At 45.2% G+C, this 20,899-nt stretch carries 16 protein-coding genes; 5 read left to right on the top strand and 11 right to left on the bottom strand.

What is annotated here, in order from left to right:
• Window positions 1-153: 153 nt before the first annotated feature.
• The 6 genes from L1D50_RS11715 to fabR form a co-directional block, all read right to left on the bottom strand.
• Entirely contained in the window at window positions 154-747 is a 594-nt protein-coding gene (locus L1D50_RS11715) for a hypothetical protein (protein ID WP_239966086.1), read from the bottom strand.
• An 87-nt stretch (window positions 748-834) separates the two neighbouring features.
• Window positions 835-1,434 (bottom strand): 3-isopropylmalate dehydratase small subunit, encoded by a 600-nt coding sequence (gene leuD, locus L1D50_RS11710; RefSeq protein WP_039494782.1) that lies wholly within the window; start codon window positions 1,432-1,434, stop codon window positions 835-837.
• Window positions 1,431-2,834: a 3-isopropylmalate dehydratase large subunit gene (gene leuC, locus L1D50_RS11705; protein ID WP_128725660.1), complete on the bottom strand. Its 1,404-nt coding sequence runs from the start codon at window positions 2,832-2,834 to the stop codon at window positions 1,431-1,433. The genes leuD and leuC overlap by 4 nt, the downstream gene beginning before the upstream one ends.
• Before the next feature lie 15 nt (window positions 2,835-2,849).
• A complete protein-coding gene (gene leuB / locus L1D50_RS11700; protein WP_239966085.1) occupies window positions 2,850-3,926 on the bottom strand; it encodes a 3-isopropylmalate dehydrogenase in 1,077 nt (358 codons plus the stop codon).
• Window positions 3,923-5,470 (bottom strand): 2-isopropylmalate synthase, encoded by a 1,548-nt coding sequence (gene leuA / locus L1D50_RS11695; RefSeq protein ID WP_239966084.1) that lies wholly within the window; start codon window positions 5,468-5,470, stop codon window positions 3,923-3,925. The genes leuB and leuA overlap by 4 nt, the downstream gene beginning before the upstream one ends.
• Window positions 5,471-5,846: 376 nt before the next feature.
• Complete coding sequence (fabR, locus tag L1D50_RS11690; RefSeq protein WP_010374371.1) at window positions 5,847-6,470, bottom strand: HTH-type transcriptional repressor FabR; 624 nt, start codon at window positions 6,468-6,470, stop codon at window positions 5,847-5,849.
• A gap of 125 nt (window positions 6,471-6,595) precedes the next feature.
• Between fabR and L1D50_RS11685 the strand changes: the two genes are divergently transcribed.
• Both L1D50_RS11685 and sthA read left to right on the top strand, forming a co-directional pair.
• On the top strand, window positions 6,596-7,723 hold the full coding sequence (locus L1D50_RS11685; RefSeq protein ID WP_010374369.1) for a fatty acid desaturase: 1,128 nt from the start codon (window positions 6,596-6,598) through the stop codon (window positions 7,721-7,723).
• 35 nt (window positions 7,724-7,758) lie between these two features.
• On the top strand, window positions 7,759-9,195 hold the full coding sequence (gene sthA, locus L1D50_RS11680) for a Si-specific NAD(P)(+) transhydrogenase (protein WP_095729753.1): 1,437 nt from the start codon (window positions 7,759-7,761) through the stop codon (window positions 9,193-9,195).
• A 50-nt stretch (window positions 9,196-9,245) separates the two neighbouring features.
• Here sthA and L1D50_RS11675 read toward each other — a convergent pair whose 3' ends face one another.
• Both L1D50_RS11675 and L1D50_RS11670 read right to left on the bottom strand, forming a co-directional pair.
• Window positions 9,246-10,487 carry an outer membrane beta-barrel protein gene (locus tag L1D50_RS11675; protein WP_239966083.1) on the bottom strand — a complete coding sequence of 414 codons (1,242 nt, stop codon included), beginning with the start codon at window positions 10,485-10,487 and terminating at the stop codon, window positions 9,246-9,248.
• Window positions 10,468-11,115: a methylamine utilization protein gene (locus L1D50_RS11670; RefSeq protein WP_128725666.1), complete on the bottom strand. Its 648-nt coding sequence runs from the start codon at window positions 11,113-11,115 to the stop codon at window positions 10,468-10,470. Before L1D50_RS11670 ends, L1D50_RS11675 begins: the two co-directional genes overlap by 20 nt.
• Window positions 11,116-11,316: 201 nt before the next feature.
• Between L1D50_RS11670 and L1D50_RS11665 the strand changes: the two genes are divergently transcribed.
• Window positions 11,317-13,350: a glycoside hydrolase family 97 protein gene (locus L1D50_RS11665; RefSeq protein ID WP_239966082.1), complete on the top strand. Its 2,034-nt coding sequence runs from the start codon at window positions 11,317-11,319 to the stop codon at window positions 13,348-13,350.
• 55 nt (window positions 13,351-13,405) lie between these two features.
• Here L1D50_RS11665 and L1D50_RS11660 read toward each other — a convergent pair whose 3' ends face one another.
• Entirely contained in the window at window positions 13,406-14,818 is a 1,413-nt protein-coding gene (locus L1D50_RS11660; protein WP_239966081.1) for a glycosyl hydrolase family 18 protein, read from the bottom strand.
• A 274-nt stretch (window positions 14,819-15,092) separates the two neighbouring features.
• On the opposite strand from L1D50_RS11660, the gene L1D50_RS11655 reads away from it, so the two are divergent.
• Window positions 15,093-15,746: a S24 family peptidase gene (locus tag L1D50_RS11655; protein WP_239966080.1), complete on the top strand. Its 654-nt coding sequence runs from the start codon at window positions 15,093-15,095 to the stop codon at window positions 15,744-15,746.
• 33 nt (window positions 15,747-15,779) lie between these two features.
• On the opposite strand, the gene L1D50_RS11650 is transcribed toward L1D50_RS11655, so the two are convergent.
• The gene (locus tag L1D50_RS11650) at window positions 15,780-16,952 is read right to left on the bottom strand and encodes an MFS transporter (protein ID WP_128725670.1); all 1,173 of its coding nucleotides are present in this window, start codon (window positions 16,950-16,952) and stop codon (window positions 15,780-15,782) included.
• An 80-nt stretch (window positions 16,953-17,032) separates the two neighbouring features.
• On the opposite strand from L1D50_RS11650, the gene L1D50_RS11645 reads away from it, so the two are divergent.
• Entirely contained in the window at window positions 17,033-17,845 is an 813-nt protein-coding gene (locus L1D50_RS11645; RefSeq protein WP_128725671.1) for a helix-turn-helix transcriptional regulator, read from the top strand.
• Between the two features lie 135 nt (window positions 17,846-17,980).
• On the opposite strand, the gene L1D50_RS11640 is transcribed toward L1D50_RS11645, so the two are convergent.
• Complete coding sequence (locus tag L1D50_RS11640; protein ID WP_128725672.1) at window positions 17,981-20,872, bottom strand: TonB-dependent receptor; 2,892 nt, start codon at window positions 20,870-20,872, stop codon at window positions 17,981-17,983.
• Window positions 20,873-20,899: the final 27 nt, after the last annotated feature.

Here is a 20,899-nt window from a genome sequence, read left to right as displayed (position 1 = left end):
GCTTTAGTAGCACCGCTCTCGCGTCCTGCTACCGCTAAGGTACCTATATCCATATAGGCAAGGCAAAAATTTTGCTATTTAGTTGTTCTAAATGAGAAATTTTTAACGAAGCTAATATGCTATTTCACCCTTCAAATTGATTAGAGAATTAATTCAATTGGTATTATATCCCCAAGGCGCTTTTGGTGCGGTTACCGGTTTTGTTAAATCAAAGTCCACTCGGAACTCTCGCCCTTCACGCACTAAACGATAGGTAAACTGCTCTGGATAGATATACATCTGCCATGTATTTCCGACTGACTGTGGGATCCCTTGCTGGACAAATAACTGTTTTGAATATTCATCAGCTGGAAACGACTGCACGGTATTAAATCCCGCATCTAGGGTATGACCACCATACATAGTAGAAACATCGTCGCTGCCATCTTCATGACGGTGATCGTGCTTTAAGCTCAAACCACTCCCAGTTTTGGTGATGATCCAAGTTCTTGAAGCATCTTTTCCTACATGAAATGGGACTTGAAGCTCTGCGTCACCACATTTACGAACGTGCATCACAAGACGCGCATCGCTAAAACTGCTTGGACCTTGATTATCCACCGTTACTTTACCTTCGTAGGCTTTGCCACAGTGCGCTTTAATAGCGTCAAAAAATGCATCATGGCTTGGGATGGAAACCAGCGGGGCAGGACGCGCGAAGGCTGCGCAGCTCAAGGTTGCGAGTAGCGCTAAAGTTAATTTTTTCATTGGAGACACCTAAAACAAATAAAGCCAGAGCTTAATCAGCTTCTGGCTTGGTGGCAAAATTATTCGACCAAATTGAGTAAACCGCTATTATTGCCAAGGTCTTATCGTAGCAAGCTGCTGCTCAAAGGCATCAATTTGGGCATTCAATAATTCGGTCTCACCGATAAAGTCAAGACCACTCAAGAGGCGCGCTTTGATGTCTTCTCGCACCTCAAAGTCAATTGGTGCAGTACCCGCTCCGCTTATCTGCTGCGCTTCTAGGTCAATACTCAAATGCACTTGTGGTTGTTGCTCACATGCGTCGAAGAGCGTATCTAACGTGCTGGCTGGTAACGCAATGCAAAGCATTTGGTTATTACCACAATTGTTAAAAAAGATATCGGCAAAGCTCTCGGCTAAGATCACGGTAAAACCATATTGTTTTAGTGCCCAAGGAGCATGCTCACGAGACGAGCCACAACCAAAGTTGTCACGGGTTAACAAGATTGACGCGCCCTGATATTGTCGATAGTTAAGCACAAAGTTCGGATCTGGCTGGCCATCTTCAAGATAGCGCCAATCATAAAACAGCGCTTTATCAAATCCATCGCGGCTGGTTGAAGTTAAAAACTGCTTGGGAATAATTTGGTCTGTATCAACATTGTTTTTGTCTAGTGGCGCAACTAGGCCCTGATGAAACACGCTCATGACGCCTCTCCTCGAATATCAGTAAAGTGACCTGCAATTGCCGCTGCGGCAGCCATTGCTGGACTCACCAAATGCGTACGACCACCTCGCCCTTGGCGCCCTTCAAAGTTCCGGTTTGAGGTCGATGCACAGCGTTTTTCTGCGCCAAGACGATCATCGTTCATCGCCAAGCACATAGAGCAGCCCGGTTCACGCCACTCAAACCCGGCAGCTTTGAAAATATCGGCTAAGCCCTCTTGTTCGGCTTGCTGCTTTACTAATCCAGATCCCGGGACGATTAGCGCTTCAACGCCTGCCGCTACGTGCTTGCCCACCACCACTTGTGCCGCCGCACGCAAATCTTCAATACGGCTATTGGTGCAAGAGCCAATAAATACGGTGTCGACTTTGGCATCGCTTAGCCTTTGCCCTGCTGTGAGGCCCATATATTTCAGCGCGCTGCGCATCGCATCCGCTTTGACTAAATTAGGTTCATCGTCAGGGTTTGGTACTAAGTCATTGATACCAATGACTTGCTCTGGACTTGTCCCCCAGGTTACTTGAGGTTGTACACTGTCAGCATCCAGCTCCACAACACGATCAAATTCAGCATCCGGATCGCTATGCAAGGTTTGCCAATAGCGCACCGCAGCATCAAAGTCTTCGCCTTGAGGAGCAAATGGGCGACCACGTAAATACGCAAAGGTTTTCTCGTCAGGTGCGATCAAGCCAGCTTTCGCCCCCATTTCAATACTCATATTACAGAGCGTCATCCGCGCTTCCATCGACAGCGCTTCGATCCCCGTCCCACAAAACTCAGCCACATAGCCAGTGCCACCAGCTGTGCCTAATTGCCCAATCACAGCGAGGATCAAGTCTTTTGCAGTCACGGTCGGACGCAAGACGCCATTCACCTGAATTTTTAACGATTTGGCTTTTTTCTGCTGTAATGTTTGGGTGGCCAGCACGTGCTCAACCTCTGATGTACCAATACCGTGAGCCAGCGCACCAAATGCACCATGCGTTGAGGTATGGCTATCGCCACATACAATCGTTGTACCCGGCAAGGTGATCCCTTGCTCAGGTCCCATTACGTGTACTATGCCTTGGTTAATCGAATTTAAATCGTAAAGTACAATGCCGAACTCTTCACAGTTCTGTGCTAACGCTTGTAGCTGGTTTTTGCTCACCTCACTGGCAGCATCAATCGAACGGCTCTTGGTCGAGACATTATGATCCATTGTCGCAAAGGTTTTTTCTGGACATCTTACCGGACGATTCTGCTCTCTTAAGCCCGCAAATGCCTGCGGTGAAGTGACTTCGTGTACTAGATGACGGTCAATGTACAAGAGATCGGTTTGCTCGTTTAATTTAGCAACCACATGGGATTGCCAAATTTTATCGTATAATGTTTTTGCCACTTGCTCTTACCTTTATTAAACCCTGTCGACGATCGCTTGCGCGACATCCATAGTAGTAAATCCTGCTTGAGGATAGATATCCGGTGTACCTACACCATCTTTCACCGCCTCTGCTACTGCCTTTTCAATTGCGCGTGCCGCTTCATCCTGCCCCAATGAATAACGTAGCATCAGCGCGGCACTTAAAGTTTGTGCGATTGGGTTTGCCACCCCTTTGCCGGCGATATCTGGTGCTGAGCCGCCCGCTGGCTCATATAAGCCAAAGCCCGATTGGTTTAGACTTGCCGATGGTAATAACCCCATGGAACCCGTGATCATTGCACATTCATCAGAAAGGATGTCACCGAACAGGTTGTCGCACAGTAGCACATCAAACTGGCTTGGTTGCTTTACCAACTGCATCGCAGCGTTGTCGATATAGATGTGATCAAGCGTCACATCTGGGTATTCTTTTGCGACTTCATTGACCACTTCACGCCACAGTACACTGGTTGCCAGCACGTTGGCTTTATCTACAGACGTCACATGATTGCTTCTAAGTCTCGCCGCATCAAAAGCAAAACGGGCGATGCGTTCGATTTCTTTACGCGAATAGGTTTGCGTATCAAACGCCGACTCGCTTTCGCCCTCTCCTTGGCGACCTTTTTCGCCAAAATAAATCCCGCCAGTAAGCTCACGAACGCATAAAATATCAAAACCTTGCTGGCTAATGTCACTGCGTAGTGGAGAGGCTGCACTCAATGCGGGTAATAGCTGCGCAGGACGCAGATTACAAAATAGCTGGAAGTGCTTTCTAAGCGGTAATAAAGATGCCCGTTCTGGTTGCTCATTTGGCGGTAAATGCTCCCATTTAGGCCCACCCACAGAGCCAAATAGAATCGCATCAACGGCTTCACATGCGGCCAATGTCGCCGCAGGTAAAGCTTCACCAAATTGGTCTATAGCCGCACCACCAATCGCTTGTGGTGATTTTTCTAAAGCAAAGTTGAACTTAGTCGCCACTTTATCTAATACCAGCTCAGCGGCTTGCATCACTTCTGGACCAATTCCATCTCCAGCTAGTACTGCGATTTTGTAGTTTGTTTGACTCATCCTGCTTTCCTTTGTTGTTTTAGGCTAGACACTTTTTGTGCTCTATCAATTAGGTTATATACTCGGATCAGGGCTCTCACTGACGCTTCGACAATGTCGGCTGCAAGTCCCACACCGTGATATTGCTTACCATCAAATTTGGCAATAATATCGACTTGGCCCAGTGAACTTGCTCCTTTACCCGTCGCATCAAGGTTATATTCCACCACTTCCACCGCCATGCCAGTGATACGCTCGATAGCTACAAACGCCGCTTCCACAGGGCCGTTACCGGTTGCCGCTTCTTGCTTAAGCTCACCATTCAAGGCAATCCCCACCGTCGCGCTCGCGATAGATTGAGAGTTAGAAGATGCATTGACGAACTGTAATTGGTAGCGCTCGTCTTTATCTTTGATTTGGTTGAAATAAATCATCGCTTCAAGGTCATAGTCGTAAACCGTGCCCTTTTGATCGGCTAACGCCAAGAAGCTTTCATACAGGCTATCCATATCGTAATCCGATTTCTGATAGCCAAGCTCGGTAAGACGATGCTCGATAACATGTCGGCCAGAGCGTGAAGTCATATTTAACTGATTACTCGGCACGCCAACGGTTTCTGGTGCCATGATTTCATAGGTATTTTGTGCTTTTAAGACGCCGTCTTGGTGAATACCCGAGCTATGTGCAAAGGCATTTTCACCCACAATTGCCTTGTTTGGCTGCACCGGCATATTGCAGATTTTAGCAACTTGGCGCGACGCGCGATAAATCTCTTCGCTACGAATATCGGTATGTACTTTTAGGTGGTCTTGGCGCATCTTCATGATCATCGCCACCTCTTCTAGTGAGCAGTTACCAGCACGCTCACCAATACCATTGATAGTACATTCGATTTGTCTTGCACCGGCTTGTACCGCCGCGATTGAGTTTGCCACCGCAAGCCCTAAATCATTGTGACAATGGACGCTTAGTCTGGCTTTGTCGATGTTAGGCACATTATTACGAATATGGTAAATCATCGCTGCATACTCGTCTGGCGTGACGTAACCTACGGTATCAGGCAAGTTAATCGTAGATGCACCGGCATTAATTGCCGCTTCGACAATACGACACAGGTCAGAGTGTGGCGTACGGCCAGCATCTTCACATGAAAACTCAACATCATCAGTGTACTTTCTGGCTTGAGAAATGGCCTTAATCGCCATGTTAGTCGCATCATCTAGACTCATTCTTAACTTATGTTCTAGGTGCAGAGGGCTGGTTGCAATAAAAGTGTGAATGCGGCGCTGCTCAGCGCCTTTAAGAGCTTCACCACACGCGTCGATATCTTTACTAACCGCACGCGCAAGGCCACAAATCGCTGGACCTTTTACCTCGGCGGCAATGCGTTGTACCGCACGAAAATCCGCCGGACTTGATACTGGAAAACCCACTTCCATGACATCCACACAGAGACGACTAATGGTATGCGCCAGCTGTATTTTATCTTCTTCTGTTAAGCTGGCTTTTAACGCCTGCTCACCGTCCCTTAATGTTGTATCGAAAATCCAGACTTTATCTTGCATACCCTTATCCTCAGCCAAAAAAAACCCCGCAAGTGCGGGGTGTCTACAGTAAATGTCGCTCAATTTGCGCAATTACACCCCACCCCTCTGGTTTACCAGTAGGAGGTTAAGAAGGAGTGAAATACGCGCAGTCATTTTCATTGAGCTAAGTGTTCCTGTTGATGAATTGGTTATGTTTTAACATGCTTTAAAAGCGACAATCAAGCATAAATTATCCCAAAAATAGAGTTTAAACCTCAATTTATTGGCAATTTAAATTAAAAAGACACCAAATTTAGAAAATATATTTCAAGATTAGGAGTGAACACAGATAGGATATGAAATGAGCAGGATAATTTTGAATTTTAATTACCAATGAAAAAATAGCCAATTTAGGCTATTTTTTTATTGGTTCTGGATGTTTTGCATAACCAGAGGCACCTTTTGCGATATACCGCAACTGCCACTTCAAACGCTCGGTCAATTCAGCGCGTTGTGGGGGATCTTGATCCAAAGCCTCAGCACCAGAGCTAAATACTAAGGTGACCATTGCTTCAGCTTGCATGTGGGCGTGATGAGTATCTACTCCCGTTTCTGTTTCAAGATAATGAGCAAGCTCTAAGATAAAATGTTTGATTTCTCTAGCCACGGCGGCACGAAACGCAGGGGAAGTACCCGAACGTTCACGCAGTAATAAACGAAATTGGTTGCTCGACTGCTCAATAAATTCCATAAAGGTGTGCACAGAAGTATTGATCACGCTACCACCTTTAGCGATGCGACGCCTTGCTTGGCGCATTAATTGTCGCAAGGTTAAACCCGCTTCATCTACCATAGTCAGCCCGAGCTCGTTCATATCCTTAAAATGACGATAAAAAGAGGTAGGTGCGATACCCGCCTCTCTTGCGACTTCACGCAGGCTTAAATTCGAGAAACTATGCTCAGCACTTAGTTGATTAAATGCCGCTTCGATAAGCGCTTGACGGGTCTTCTGTTTTTGTTGGGCGCGTACACCAGCCATGGACTTTCCCCAATTCGCTTCGAAAAATAAGAACAATAAACCGCAGTCTAAACCTTGACGCAGCAAGAATGAAATACTATTTTAGCGTACAGTTGTACGCTGAAATTAGATTTTGAGATTAATTGATGAAAAAACCACCCATTTTATGGACCAATGTGCTGTTCTTTAGCTTGTCGTTTTTAGCTGCGATCACTTTGGTGCCTTGGTATGGCTTTGAATACGGCTATACCACCAGCCACTGGGTAGCTTTTGTTGCCTGTATGTTTTACGCCGGCCTGTCGATCACCGCTGGATATCACCGCTTATGGGCGCATAAAGCCTATGACGCCCATCCTGTGATTCAAGTTATTTTTGCGTTGGGTGGCGCATTCGCGTTACAAAACAGTATATTACATTGGAGTAGCGATCACCGTGTGCACCACGGCCAAGTCGATGACCCAGTAAAAGATCCGTACGCCGCAACACGAGGCTTCTGGTATAGCCATATCGGTTGGATGCTAAGAGATTATCAAGGCGAGACTTACGGTGATTATAATAACGCCAGAGACTTACAACGTAACCCTATCGTGATGTGGCAACACAAGCACTATATGAAATTGGTATTACTTACAAATATCGGCATCCCGTTAGTGCTAGGTTTATTACTCGGAAATGTGTTTGGTATGTTGTTACTTGCAGGCGTACTCAGACTCGTACTCAGTCAACATTTTACTTTCTTTATCAATTCACTGGCGCACATTTGGGGTAGTCGTCCTTACACCGAAAAAAATACCGCGCGAGACAATGGCTTGCTAGCTCTATTCACTTACGGTGAAGGCTATCATAACTTCCATCATATTTTTGCCAGCGACTACCGTAATGGCATTCGCTGGTATCACTATGACCCAACTAAATGGCTGATCCGTACTTTTGCAGCACTAGGCCTTGCCAGTAAGCTAAAACGCACCCCGGTTGAACGCATTGAAAAAGCTAAGGCGGAGACCTTATTGAATAAGACTAAAGTCAGTCTCGCAAAATTGCCTTTAGCGCAAGATAAGCTTACATTGTTACAACAAGAGTATGATTTACTTCTTAAAAAGCTTCAAAACTACTGTACTGTGCAGAAACAGGTACTCGAAGCGAAGAAAGAAGCAGTACTTGCACAGTGCGAACATTCCGCGCTGATGCAACAATATAAAGAGCTAGAACAAGCTTGGGAAAGCCAAAAACAAGCTTGGATTGCACTAAATTCGAGGCTACTGAAAACAGCATAATGTTCAGCGGCCTCAACAACTAAAGGGGTGAGGCCGTGAGCAAAAAAGCTGCAGAGAAAACCGAAACTGTTCCACAATCCTATCAATACGATGCCATCATTATAGGCACCGGACCTGGCGGCGAAGGCGCCGCCATGAACCTCTCTAAAAGTGGTAAAAAAGTCGCGGTTATCGAACGCCAACATGCAGTTGGCGGTGGCTGCGTGCACTGGGGCACCATTCCCTCAAAGGCGCTTCGTCATTCTGTCAGTCGTTTAATCGAATATAAAGCGAATCCACTTTATCGTTTTACTGAGCGCCCGCAGCGCCATACCTTTCAAGATATTTTGCACCATGCCAGTGATGTGATCTCAAAACAGTCAACATTACGTTCTAGCTTTTATGGTCGTAACCGCATCCACTTGTTTCAAGGCGATGCCAGTTTCGTTGACGCAAATACGGTACAAATCATCCATCAAGATGGTTCGCAAGAACTACTCACCGCCAAAACCATTGTAATCGCCACAGGCTCGCGCCCATACCGCCCACCAGGCGTTGATTTTAACCATCCTCGCGTCTACGACAGCGACACTATTTTAAGCCTTGAGCATAATCCTCAGCGCGTATTGATATACGGCGCAGGGGTCATAGGCTGTGAATATGCCTCAATCTTTAAAGGACTGGGCGCAAAGGTGGACCTTATCAACACCCGCGACCGCTTATTGGCCTTCATGGATGCCGAGATCTCTGACGCACTCAGTTACCACTTTTGGAATAATGGCATTGTTATTCGCCATAACGAAGAGTTTGCGAAAGTAGAGACTCATGACAAAGGGGTTATTGTGCATCTACAGTCTGGCAAGAAAGTACGCGCAGACTGCATTTTATGGGCAAATGGCCGCTCCGGTAATACCGAAACACTCAACCTTGCAAGCGTAGGCCTAAAGGCTGATAGCCGCGGCCAGCTTAAAGTCAACGAACACTACCAAACTGAAGTGGATAATATTTTCGCAGTAGGAGATGTGATTGGCTATCCAAGCCTAGCAAGCGCAGCGTTCGATCAAGGGCGTATTGCGGCCAATGCGATTGTGCATGGAGCCTGTGATGATCGTTTGATAACCGATATCCCTACCGGCATTTACACCATTCCAGAAATGAGCTCTGTTGGTAAAACCGAGCAAGAACTCACCGCTGCGCGCATTCCCTATGAAGTGGGCCGTGCCCAGTTTAAACATTTGGCTCGTGCACAGATCACCGGCACTGAAGTCGGTAGCTTGAAAATATTGTTCCATGCAGAAACCAAAGAGATATTAGGTATTCACTGCTTTGGTGAACGTGCATCCGAGATCATCCATATCGGCCAAGCCATTATGGAACAAAAAGGAACGGGTAATAATATCGAGTACTTTATTAATACTACCTTTAACTATCCAACAATGGCCGAAGCCTATCGCGTTGCAGCATTAAACGGCATTAATCGTCTATTGGATTAACGCATCGTATGGCATGGATAAGCGTGATACCTTGGGTGTCACGCTTATTGCTATAAATTAAAACGATACTCCGCACTGAGTCGCCACACATTATCGCTTTGCTTAGGCTTTCCGTTAAAGGCCTCGCGATTTGCAACTGTGGTTTTCAGATTCAAAAATTCACCGCCCACCAACCAATTGCTATTAATTTGATATTTCACTGTAGCGGTCAGTGCATAGCCATCACTTTGGTTTGGGTCGAACAGCCAATCATCTTTATCGATAACTTTGAACTGCTCCCCCCGTAGGGAAAAGCGCCACTCATCGCGCTGGTGTGTGAGTAGCAAAAACCAACTATTAAAGTCATTATCAACGCCGCGATTGACACCCATTGCGGTATTACCCAGCATGCCTTGTGCGAGTATATGCGTCTGCGGGGTTAACTTGTAACGCCAAGCTGCACTAATAAATTTAGTGTCCCACGCATACTGTCCAGTTCGGTAATTGATCTTACTTGGATCGCCATTATTATCGTACCAATAGACATTGATCTCACTGCGGTTTGAAAAGTCGCGATGATACCCAAGATAATAACCAAATCGGCCATCAACTTCAGAAAACGGTTCAACATGCTGTGCTTGATGTTGTAGCTGCGGTGTGTTCAACGACTCTACCGCAGCAAAGGGGAGACTTTCGTTAAACACCGACTGCCTATCATGCACGGTAAAACCTCGCCACGCGAGTAAAGTACCAGCCGGATCATTCCCCTTAAAAACACCAAACACACCTTTGAATCCCTGACCGCGGCTACGACGCGTCTGCGGCTGCTCAATCGCGACTTCACCTCCAAATACTCGCACTTCCTCACCTATCCAAGCGTTGATGGCCGAATACTGGTATGTATAGGGTGATGACCAGCCAATATCTGGGTTCTCAATAGAAAACTTCGGATAAAAGCCGCCCGCTCGAACAATAAAGCGGCGACCATTTTTAGGCAGTGTTCGATACTGCAAATACAGTTCAGTAAAGCCGAGCTTGTCATCTGGGTCTGGCACATACTGTGTTACCCCGTGCAAAGACCAAGCGCTGGCAAAATCTACACGCCAATCAATAGCGCCACGGCTAAGCGTAATATCTGACTCCCCTTTCCCAAAACGCGTAACGCCCCATCCAGGCTGATACCAAGCTTTACGATTATCATCATGCTGCCAAGTCGTTTGCAGTTGCCCTTGCCCAGAAATCTCGACGGCACCTGCTTGCCCTATCGCGAATAATGCCAGAGCGGCGCTCAGCTTAGTAATCATCGAAGCCATCGGAGAAATCCTGAAGTGGAGCAACTAGTGTTTGCTTAATTTGATAGGTAATTACTTGAGTGTTGTTCACGACGGAAAGCGGATACTGTTCTATTTTGTCTATATTTTCGAATCTTTCATGCCATACATTCAGCTTTAGTGCGCTGGCTTGCTGAGCACCTAGGTCGATCGATACTTTACCGCTACTATCCGTTACCGCAAATAATGGGCTATCCACAACCACAATATAACCCAGCATCCAATCGTGAATATTGCAGCCAAGCTCAACCACACCGGTTTGATCAAATAATACCTGTTTCGGGTCATCGCGATACAACTTAAGCTCGAACGGCTTTGCAGCAGAGAACGAATAGACGTGATGGAGAATAGGATCTAAATTTGGAAACGAGACTTGTGTGCCTGCTTGCACCATCAAAATATGTGGCACAAACGCTTTATCCTTTTGTTCCATCTTATAATCTAGCGTCGTTCTTTTGTTATCAAAGCCATCTCCTTGCAACCACACCGCGGCATTCGCGAGTGGTTGTTTATCAGCATCGACAATTTGCACTTCAAGGGCATTGACTGAGCTGACTTGTAGCATTGCCATCACAACAGCAATACGTCCAAAAATTGTTAGGTTTAGCATAAGCAGTTCAACCTATCCTTATTATTTTTCTTAGCTTGTCTACACTAGACCGAGCGGAATAATTATTACATTCATCGCATTTACAGCATGAATACGTATGCAACTTTTACGTGAACATTAGCATACAACAGTAAGCTTAGCCTATGTGCAAAAGAACACGAATTTTAGTGCCGACAACAAGAAGGAAAAACTATGCGCCTCATGTCACTTTCCCTGATCGGATTAAGCTTGTTTACGACTACGAGCTTTGCCGCATCTTTAGCTGTGAGTTCGCCAGATGGCAAAATCACTTTTACCTTGAGTGATGATAACAGCCAACCGTCCTACCAAATCAGCTTTAACGACAAAACCATTATTCAACCATCTAAACTTGGTTTTGATTTCGCAACAGCTGCATCGATGCGCGATGGCTTAAGTATCACTACACATCAGCGTAATAGCGTCGATAGCAGTTGGCAACAGCCTTGGGGTGAAGCCCGAGTGATCCAAGATAAGCACAATGAGCTTGCTGTCACCTTTGCTAAGCAGACAGACAAATCGCCGCAATATACTGTGCGTGTAAAAGTATTTGATGACGGTGTCGGCTTTCGCTATGAGGTTGCTCAAAATCAAGCGCTTAATATCACCAGAGAATTGACCGAATTCGCCTTTGCACAAAGTGATAAAAGTACCGCGTGGTGGATCCCTGCTCGTGGCTGGAATCGCTATGAATATGTATACAACACCACACCACTGCACGATGCCCCACATGTGCACACCCCGTTTACCTTAAAGAATCAAGACGGAGTTCATATCAGTGTCCATGAAGCGGCTCTAATTGACTATGCCGGCATGACCTTAAACCAACGTCGTCCAGGCACATTTGTTGCCGATCTAACACCTTGGTCAGATGGCGTTGCAGTCAAAACCAATGGTAAGTTCAATACACCTTGGCGCACCTTGCAAATAGGCGATGAAGCCACCGACTTGCTGAACTCCCACCTTATTTTAAACCTCAACGAACCAAATAAGCTAGGTGATGTATCTTGGGTTGAGCCGGGTAAATACATCGGCATTTGGTGGGGCATGCACATCAACAAAAATACCTGGGGCAGCGGCGAGAAGCATGGAGCGACTACAGGGCGTACTAAAGAATATTTGAGCTTTGCCGCTGACAATGGCTTTGATGGAGTATTAGTTGAAGGTTGGAACATAGGCTGGGATGGCGACTGGTTCTTCAACGGTGATGTCTTTAGCTTTACCGACGCCTATGCTGACTTTAATATTGATGAAGTAGCCAAGCACGGAGAAAGAGTAGGTGCACGCCTAATTGGTCATCACGAGACTTCAGGTAACGTCAGCAACTATCGCAATCAAATGGAGGCGGCTTTCGCACTCTACGAAAAAGCAGGCGTTCGCCAAGTTAAAACCGGTTACGTAGCCGATGGTGGCAACATCAAACGCATTGATGCCGAGGGCAATGCCAGATTCGAATGGCACGACGGTCAATTTATGTCAAATGAGTACTTAGACAATGTCAAACTTGCGGCCAAGCACAAGATCAGTATCAATACACATGAACCAATCAAAGATACCGGCCTGCGTCGTACCTATCCAAACTGGATCGCGAGAGAAGGTGCAAGAGGGCAAGAGTTCAACGCATGGGGCACGCCACCAAACCCACCGGAGCATGTACCAATGCTTGCCTTTACCCGCATGTTAGCAGGTCCTATGGACTTTACTCCGGGTATTTTTGACATGGGCTTCAATGGCCTTGGTGATAAAACCAACCGCCCACAAACCACCCTCGCCAAACAATTAGCGCTTTATGTTGTACTTTATAGTCCAATTCAAATGGCGGCCGATTTGCCAGAGAACTACCTCGCTAAGCCAGACGCTTTTCAGTTTATTAAAGACGTACCCACCGACTGGGAACACAGTATCGCACTCGCAGGAGAAGTAGGTGATTATGTTGTCTTTGCCAGAAAGGAGCGCAAGCATAAACAATATAGTGGTAATGACTGGTTCTTGGGCGCAGTAACTGACGAGGAAGCGAGAGAAATTCCTGTTACTTTAGATTTCCTTGAGCCCGGCAAGACCTTTGAAGCGCAAATCTACGCGGACGGTGATAAAGCCGAATGGAAACAAAACCCGTATGAAATGAATATTTACCGTAAAAAGGTAACAAGTGCCGACAAGCTCACATTAAAACTGGCTGCTGGCGGCGGTGTTGCTATTCGTTTCAAAGCGCTATAACCAAAGAGTGGTCACCCTATGTAGGGTGGCCACCGTTCTAAATTATCACTGAGCGTTACTGACATTGATAGCTTGGTGTTACACCATTTGCGACTTCCCATTTCGCCGTTAATAGCGACGCAGGGCCATTACTGTCATGGGATAACTCCCAATTCATAATGCCACCGGCACTGAGCTTAGCGTACTGTGTTTTTGCGCGGATCGTCAGAATACCATTGTAGTAGCTACTACCATCACTATCACGACAGGCATTGGCAGGGTTCTCTTGCAGTAAGGTGCGATACGCTTTCCAAGTAGGTCTTGCATAAAATGGTACGCCTAATACCGTTTTTTCTTTACTAAGCCCACGGCCTTGCCAGTAAGCAATTGAGTCTTTGGCGTATTGCATAGACGCATGATCAGTATTGTTCGCGTCGTACGCCATCAAATTTAAAAAGTCGATATCTTGGAATACAGATTCCAACACACCACCACCGGTATAGCCAAGCGCCACCACGGCTGCCGTCAAGAATTTACCTCTGGCGCGTAACTCAACGCTTAGTTCCTTCATCAGTAATGCATAGTTATTTGCCGAAGCGCCAGGATCTGGGTACTCCCAATCCATATCAACACCATCTAGATTATGCTGCTCTACAAACGCGATGACCTCTTGCACGAAGCGGGCTCTACCTTGCTGTGAGCTGGCGAATGTCTCAAATGCACTATCGTCACCGCCATTCCAGCCACCAATGGCAATTCCCACTTTCACATTATTAGCATGAGCCGAATTTACTAGCGCTGTCATTTTGCTTAAATTTTCAAGCGGTCTCAGTGTGCCATCTGCATTGGGTAGTAAAAATGAGTAATTGATATGGGTGAGTTTATCAAACTGAATATCACTCACTGTACCCTGCCAACTTGGGAAGTAGCCGACAATTTTAAAATTAGGATCCCCAGGAGGAACCTCGTCAGACACGACGCTGAAGTTCACCGCACTCGATTCACCTCGTGCCCCAGACACATCAGTTGCATAGACAGTTAATACGCGATTACCTAGCCCCTGCGCTTGCCACATCACCTCATAAGGCGCACTGTTATCAGAGGCGACCAGCGTGCCATCGAGATAGAACTCAACACTGTCGATTGCCATGTTTTGCGGATGACTTACTGCCGCCGCTAGGCTAACTGATGAACCCACTAACACTCGTGCGTCACTGCTTGGAGAGGTGACCGAAACTTGGGGCAATGGCGTTACCGGATCACAACTGCCATTGGCTTTCCAGACATCATAAGTATTGGAATTTTGCACAGGGTTTTGGTTTTGTGTCCACCATTTCGCGGTGTATTTAGTTGATTGATAAGTGACTGCGTCGCCACCTGTATATACTTGCTGTGATTGCCATTGCGTTAAGTTGCTACAGTCTACCGCCAGTGCAACTTCCATCGCGCCCAAGAGCGGAAGTGCAATTAATAAATTTGTATATTTCATTACCTTTTTCCATGTTGTTTGCCGGCTAAAGCAAGTCGTGCCGAGTTTAAATAAATGTTAACTTGCGATTCTAGCCTACCAGCATGGACAAATTTCGTACAACTCAACTCTCTACGACCTTAGTCTAATGAAATAGCTCCCTCTCTTTAGGCTAATTTCTCATCCTCGATTATGCTCGTTTATAAAATGTCCAACTAATGCAGCGAGACTGTACAGATAAGGCTTAGCTCAGTATGCTTGCGGGTTTAGGCGCTATAAAGAGAATAATTAAGAGATGAGTACGGCATTTTCAAGACGATTTGTAACCTTAGTCGATCAATTTGCAGGCGGCAATAAGCGCCAATTTGCCCAGCTAACAGGTAAATCCCCTTCCCATATTTACCGTATTTGTCGCGGCTTAAGTCGCCCTTCAATGATATATCTTGAGCACCTTTATAGCCTATTTGCAGTTGATCTGAACTGGTTGCTTACCGGTGAACAACCCATAGATAACCCACAAGGTCAGTTTAAAGATGAACTTACCTTCATACCTAAACTTGATATTGAGGCTAGTGCAGGTATGGGTAGTGTAATAGGTCATGAGGAAGTCACCGAGCAGTTTGCACTCAACCGTCGTTGGCTAAACTCCCATCTTGGCGTGTATTCAGAGAAGCTCGCCTTTGTCTCTATCCGTGGTGATAGTATGCAGCCCACGTTGCTAGACGGCGACATGGTACTCGTTGACCTTTCACAGAATCAGCCTAGTAAAAATGCGGTTTATATCATTCAAACAGAAGAGGGTCTCATGGCTAAGCGAGTGCAACAAAAGCACTCTCAACTCAAAGTGATCAGTGATAACCCTGATTACCTGAGCTGGGAGATCACCGCTGATAATGCCGACAGTCACGGCATTGCAGGGCGTGTGGTTTGGTGTGGTCGCAGTATCTAAACTGCAACGTCACTTCCGTGTGATGCTCTAGCATCACACTGATTTAGCCAGCTTTTCCTGCACATTTGCTGTATTCACAAATTGGCTCAACACCAATGAGCACACTGCAAGCGCAGCACCAAAGTAAAATACTAAGGATTGATCGTATAGCCACACTAAGCCAAAGCTTGCAGGGATCACTACTGCTGCAATATGGTTAATGGTAAAGCTAACCCCAGCTGTTGCTGCAATGTCTTCTGGACGAGCAATTTTTTGAAAATAAGTTTTGAGTGCAATAGCCATCGCAAAAAACAGATGGTCGATGACATAAAGCGCGGCTGCAAAGCTTGCTGACTCTACCAATGCGTAACCAATAAATACAAAAATTAGTCCCACATATTCGATTGTCAGGGTTTTACGCTCACCAATATGCCCAATCATTTTACCAATCTTGGGAGCGACAAATATGTTTATCAAATGATTCAACATGTAAAGCGCGGTGATCTGTGCAACATCAAAACCAAACTTTTCTACCATTAAGAAACCCGCAAACACCATAAATATTTGTCTTCTCGCGCCTGAGAAGAAAATCAAGGCGTAATATAGGCTGTACTCTTTTCTCAAAATAAGCTTTTTATGTTGCGTAGTATGCATTTCAAAGGTTGGAAAGCCGATAAACATAAATAGCGCAATGATAAAGCCAACCCCTCCAATAAGCAGATACATCCACTGATAATCTGCAGAGAAGTAGCTAAAACCCAACCATATCAACGCATAGGTGATTAAAGAAGCAATGGATTTAATAGAGAGCAAGATACCCAGTTTGGCAGGTGCTTCATCTTTATTAAACCATTGTAAGCTGAGTGATTGGTTCAACGTCTCAAAATAGTGAAAACCTATCGACATTAACACTGTGGTTGCATACAAACCATAAATAGTAGGCAACAAGCCCGTAATGGCGACACCAAGCGATAACAAACATAAACTGATCAGTGCGAAGGTCTGCTCCTTTAACACCAATAAAACAAATACCGCTGTAAACGCTAAAAATCCGGGGATCTCACGCAGGGATTGCAACATTCCCATATTAGCGCCGTTGAAGTTTGCGGCTTCAATCGCAAAGTTATTGAGCATGGCCATCCAACCTGCAAACGTGACGGCCATAACTACAGTAGCGAGCACTAAGAAATTAAAAGGACTTTGCCATCCTTGAGAAGCATTCTTCATGATTATCTCCACATAAAGCACAACTATTAAAAAGTTATGGCTATAATATGGCCATACGTTGATTTCTGATATACATAATTATGCCAAGTTCTTTATCAAAGCAGACAACTTCTCCTTGGCGTATTCAGCCCAAATATAAACGCTTCTTAAAGCCAACGCTTGGCCGACCAATCCTGCCAAGAGCGGTAAAAAAAGCAGAGTGGGAGCATGTTCAGCGGCACCAACATGAATGGGGGCAGCTTGCATATACAAGTAATGGAGTCATCACAATTGTGACTCCTGAAGGCACTTTCGTGATCCCTCCCGACCAAGCTTTGTGGCTCCCCCCAGGCCTTCCACATGAAACGTATTGTCGCTACGGTGGAGATTTTCGTAGTGTCTATATCGACAATAAATATACTGAGTTGCTAGGGAATAAAGCGAAGCTAATCGCGGTAGATGAACTCCTGAAGCAATTTATACTGGAGATCTGTACTTGGCAGGAAGAGTACCATTTAGATGAAAAAACAGAGCGATTTATTACGGTCTTTATTGATAGGCTAACATCGGCTACAAGTTGTCATTTTTTTATTCCAAGTGCTCAAGACGCAAGAATTTTGCCCATTGTGACGGAGTTGCACAATAACCCAGGATGCAAAATAAGTTTAGAAACATGGAGTGAACAGGTCGGCGCATCAACCCGGACACTCAATCGCCTATTTCATAAATGCTTTATGATGGGGTTCAGTGATTGGCGCCAAAAATTAAGAGCTATCAAAGCGATTGAGCTGTTGAAAGATGGATATTCTCAGCAACAAGCAGCTGAATATTTGGGTTTTGAGTCTACCGCTGCATTTAGCAATGCATTTAAAAAAGTCTTTGGCAAACCGCCGGGGCAATACCTGAAGAAATAGCATCTTTCAAGATCACTACGATTGCCAGTATCTCAACTGATCCACTGACCATACATAGCTTAATGTAGAAAAGGGCATACCGATGTATACCCTTTTATGTTCACACTATATATTTAAGCCTTAATGGCATTCAAATTAGAATTGATAAGTGATTGCACCGTAGTACATGCGACCAATGTTATCGTAACTCGCAGTTCCAACACCAGTTCCTGTGGTGTAACCAGGCAAGTCTCTGTCAAATACGTTGTCGACACCTAATTCAAGCGTAATGCCATTCTCGAAACTGTAACCACCACGAATATCTGTGATGAAATAGGTACCATAGCCCATCAAACTATTTGGATCTGGATTGAGCTTTAATTCTTGCTCGGTATATCGACTTACTTCATCTAAGTAGCGAGTCTTTGAACCGAACTGCCAATTACCTACTTTGTAACCAAGAGAAAGCATTGCCTGCCACTCAGCTTCACCCTCAGTGCCAGCATTTTGAATAAAGTCAGTCGGGTCAACTTGGAATGGATACTCTTTTCTACTAATTAGGTAAGTACCGATCAAGCTAGTTGTCATACGCCCTTCAAGTAGATCAAAGTCGTAACCAAATTCGAAATCAACACCTTCAGCACTTTGCTTTGCTACGTTTTGTGTAATTGAGCGAATATTTCTTAGCTCACCTTCAGCATCGCGGGTGATCAAAGCACAGAATTGGTTATCTATACCTGTAAGTGAATCAACACACTTGTCTAGAATATCTTGTCCAGCTACCGCATCGATTGCGTCGTCAATTTCTATTTTCCAGTAATCTAGTGTTACGGTGAAACCTTCTATCGCCTCTGGAGTGTACACTACACCATAAGTAACACTATCTGACTCTTCTTCTTTTAATTCAGGGTTACCACCAGATAATCCTGGAATAGAAGAAACTGTCGCTATAGCATCAAAATCTACAGGGATCCCTAGCGCATCACAGTTTGCTCTACGGTTTGCATCCTGTACTTCTCCCTTTTGACAAGGATCCGTAATGCTACTAAAGAACGTTTCACTGACTGGGCCATAAAGTTCTGAAATATTTGGCGCTCGCATAGCCCGAGACTTCGTAGCACGGATACGCAACTCATCTGTCACAGTCCAGTTGATACCTGCTTTCCAGCTTAAAGTATCACCAATCGTTGAGTAGTCGGCAAAACGTGCGGCCAAATCAAATGATAAGTCCTGAGCTAGCAATACATCAGATAGTAATGGAATCGAAATCTCTGTAAATGCTTCTCTTACCGTAAAGTCTCCATGCTCCTCTTGGATTGCAGTCAAGAATGTTGCACCTGTTGCCGCGAAGGCGTCAGGTAAAGAATCGCTTTCTTCTTTACGATATTCAACACCAAAAGATACCCCAACATAGCCAGCAGGTAGTTCATAGATGGCGCTATTACTGATGTTAGCGTTGAACACTGTTTGCTTGATGGTGGATTCACTAATACTTGTGGTATTGAACCAAGCGGCAGCCTCGTCGCTCACGGCACCATAACCAAAGAGGCTCGTCGGCACACATCCTGCGGCACGAGCTTCCACATCACGACAGACAATGTCACCGTTTGCTAACTTAATTGCATCTGCAGACTGTTTAACACGTGCTTTAATCGTATTACCAGCATTAGTCTGAGTTGTCTCTGTTTTACCATATACAGCCGAAACATCGAAGTCCCAATCTTCTGCAACCACGCCCGTTGCACCAACTACAAATCGGGTTGTTTCACGCTCATTAAACTCATATCGACGCCCTGCATCTTCCATAAAGCGGTGCATTGCAAATTGTTCCACACCTTTACTATCCATCAATTGAGCAAGTGATTCATGGATATAAGCATTATCGCGTTTGATAATGAACGCCCCTGTTCCACGACTATTTCCATACTCAAAAAACGATGGTTGACCAATGGAATCAGCTTCTGATTTAACATATTTAGCTGAAGCATATGCGTTAATATCAGTCGTAATATCGTAGTTGGCTTTGATATTTACATTGGTATTTTCAAAAGTGGGTTGTAGTTCTGTATAACGAGTTAAATCAAGAATGTCACAGTCACCAGAGCACTTCCCGTAATCGCTGTAAGTTGTACCAAGTTTTTGAGGTCTGACACTGCCATCTGGGTTAAAGATATACCAAACATCTTGGTCATTTTCTACTAAATAGAAGTTACCTTCTTTAGCATCGTCAAACCAACCGCCATTAGGAATAGTGAGCCTATCAGGTACACCATCGTGAACATAGTTATCGTTTTCGTCTATATAATCTTTATCTGCTGGGTTTGACACACTAGTGATAGGCGCGCGAGTTTGTGCCCTATCTTTAGCTGTCATACCATCTTGCTTCACATGGGAAACAGAGATACCAACATTACCTTTACCACCATCAAAGTCTACACCGTAAGACAGGCTGAACTTTTCGTTTTCATAAGGGCCTTCTTCAGCACTACCTTTCGATACGCTTAGATCGAACCCTTGAATGTCTTTTTTCAAGATAAAGTTAACAACACCTGTTACAGCATCTGCACCATATACAGCAGACGCGCCACCAGTAATGATTTCTACACGCTCAATCCAGTTTGATGGAATATTGTTTACATCAACTGCAGAAGAGCCAGGATTGCTTGCTACGTGACGCTTACCATCAACAAGTACCAAGGTTCTAGCAGTACCCATACCACGCAAATCTAGCATGCTCAATCCAGCAGTACCGATATGTCTTCCGCCGTTCGCTAGAGAGTATGTGTTTGCAAGTGCAGGCAAATCATTTAACGCTTCACCAATATTCGTTACACCGCTCGATAGTAAAGATTCACCGCTAATTACCGTTACCGGAGCAGGAGCTATCGCACCTTCTCTCAGTATACGAGACCCGGTAACCTGAATTTTCTCAACTTCGTCGACGTTAGTGCCTTGCTCCGCAAGTACACTTGTCGAGATAGATGCAAGCGCGCAGCTGACAGCAAAAAACACCGGTGTTCTCTTTATTACTGGATTACTTCTTTTCATCTCTTACTTTATACCTTCATTTATAAG

The organism is Pseudoalteromonas sp. Isolate6 (genome assembly GCF_022398435.1).
GTDB lineage: Bacteria > Pseudomonadota > Gammaproteobacteria > Enterobacterales > Alteromonadaceae > Pseudoalteromonas > Pseudoalteromonas galatheae.
This window is presented reverse-complemented; position numbering and strand designations above follow the sequence as displayed.

Coding starts and splice junctions, on each gene's coding strand:
- leuB (WP_239966085.1), bottom strand. CDS start 3,926: ATGAGTCAAACAAACTACAAAATCGCAGTACTAGCTGGAGATGGAATT.
- L1D50_RS11660 (WP_239966081.1), bottom strand. CDS start 14,818: ATGAAATATACAAATTTATTAATTGCACTTCCGCTCTTGGGCGCGATG.
- L1D50_RS11655 (WP_239966080.1), top strand. CDS start 15,093: ATGAGTACGGCATTTTCAAGACGATTTGTAACCTTAGTCGATCAATTT.
- L1D50_RS11640 (WP_128725672.1), bottom strand. CDS start 20,872: ATGAAAAGAAGTAATCCAGTAATAAAGAGAACACCGGTGTTTTTTGCT.
- L1D50_RS11665 (WP_239966082.1), top strand. CDS start 11,317: ATGTCACTTTCCCTGATCGGATTAAGCTTGTTTACGACTACGAGCTTT.
- L1D50_RS11645 (WP_128725671.1), top strand. CDS start 17,033: ATGCCAAGTTCTTTATCAAAGCAGACAACTTCTCCTTGGCGTATTCAG.
- fabR (WP_010374371.1), bottom strand. CDS start 6,470: ATGGCTGGTGTACGCGCCCAACAAAAACAGAAGACCCGTCAAGCGCTT.
- L1D50_RS11715 (WP_239966086.1), bottom strand. CDS start 747: ATGAAAAAATTAACTTTAGCGCTACTCGCAACCTTGAGCTGCGCAGCC.
- L1D50_RS11675 (WP_239966083.1), bottom strand. CDS start 10,487: ATGGCTTCGATGATTACTAAGCTGAGCGCCGCTCTGGCATTATTCGCG.
- L1D50_RS11670 (WP_128725666.1), bottom strand. CDS start 11,115: ATGCTAAACCTAACAATTTTTGGACGTATTGCTGTTGTGATGGCAATG.
- L1D50_RS11685 (WP_010374369.1), top strand. CDS start 6,596: ATGAAAAAACCACCCATTTTATGGACCAATGTGCTGTTCTTTAGCTTG.
- leuD (WP_039494782.1), bottom strand. CDS start 1,434: ATGAGCGTGTTTCATCAGGGCCTAGTTGCGCCACTAGACAAAAACAAT.
- leuA (WP_239966084.1), bottom strand. CDS start 5,470: ATGCAAGATAAAGTCTGGATTTTCGATACAACATTAAGGGACGGTGAG.
- L1D50_RS11650 (WP_128725670.1), bottom strand. CDS start 16,952: ATGAAGAATGCTTCTCAAGGATGGCAAAGTCCTTTTAATTTCTTAGTG.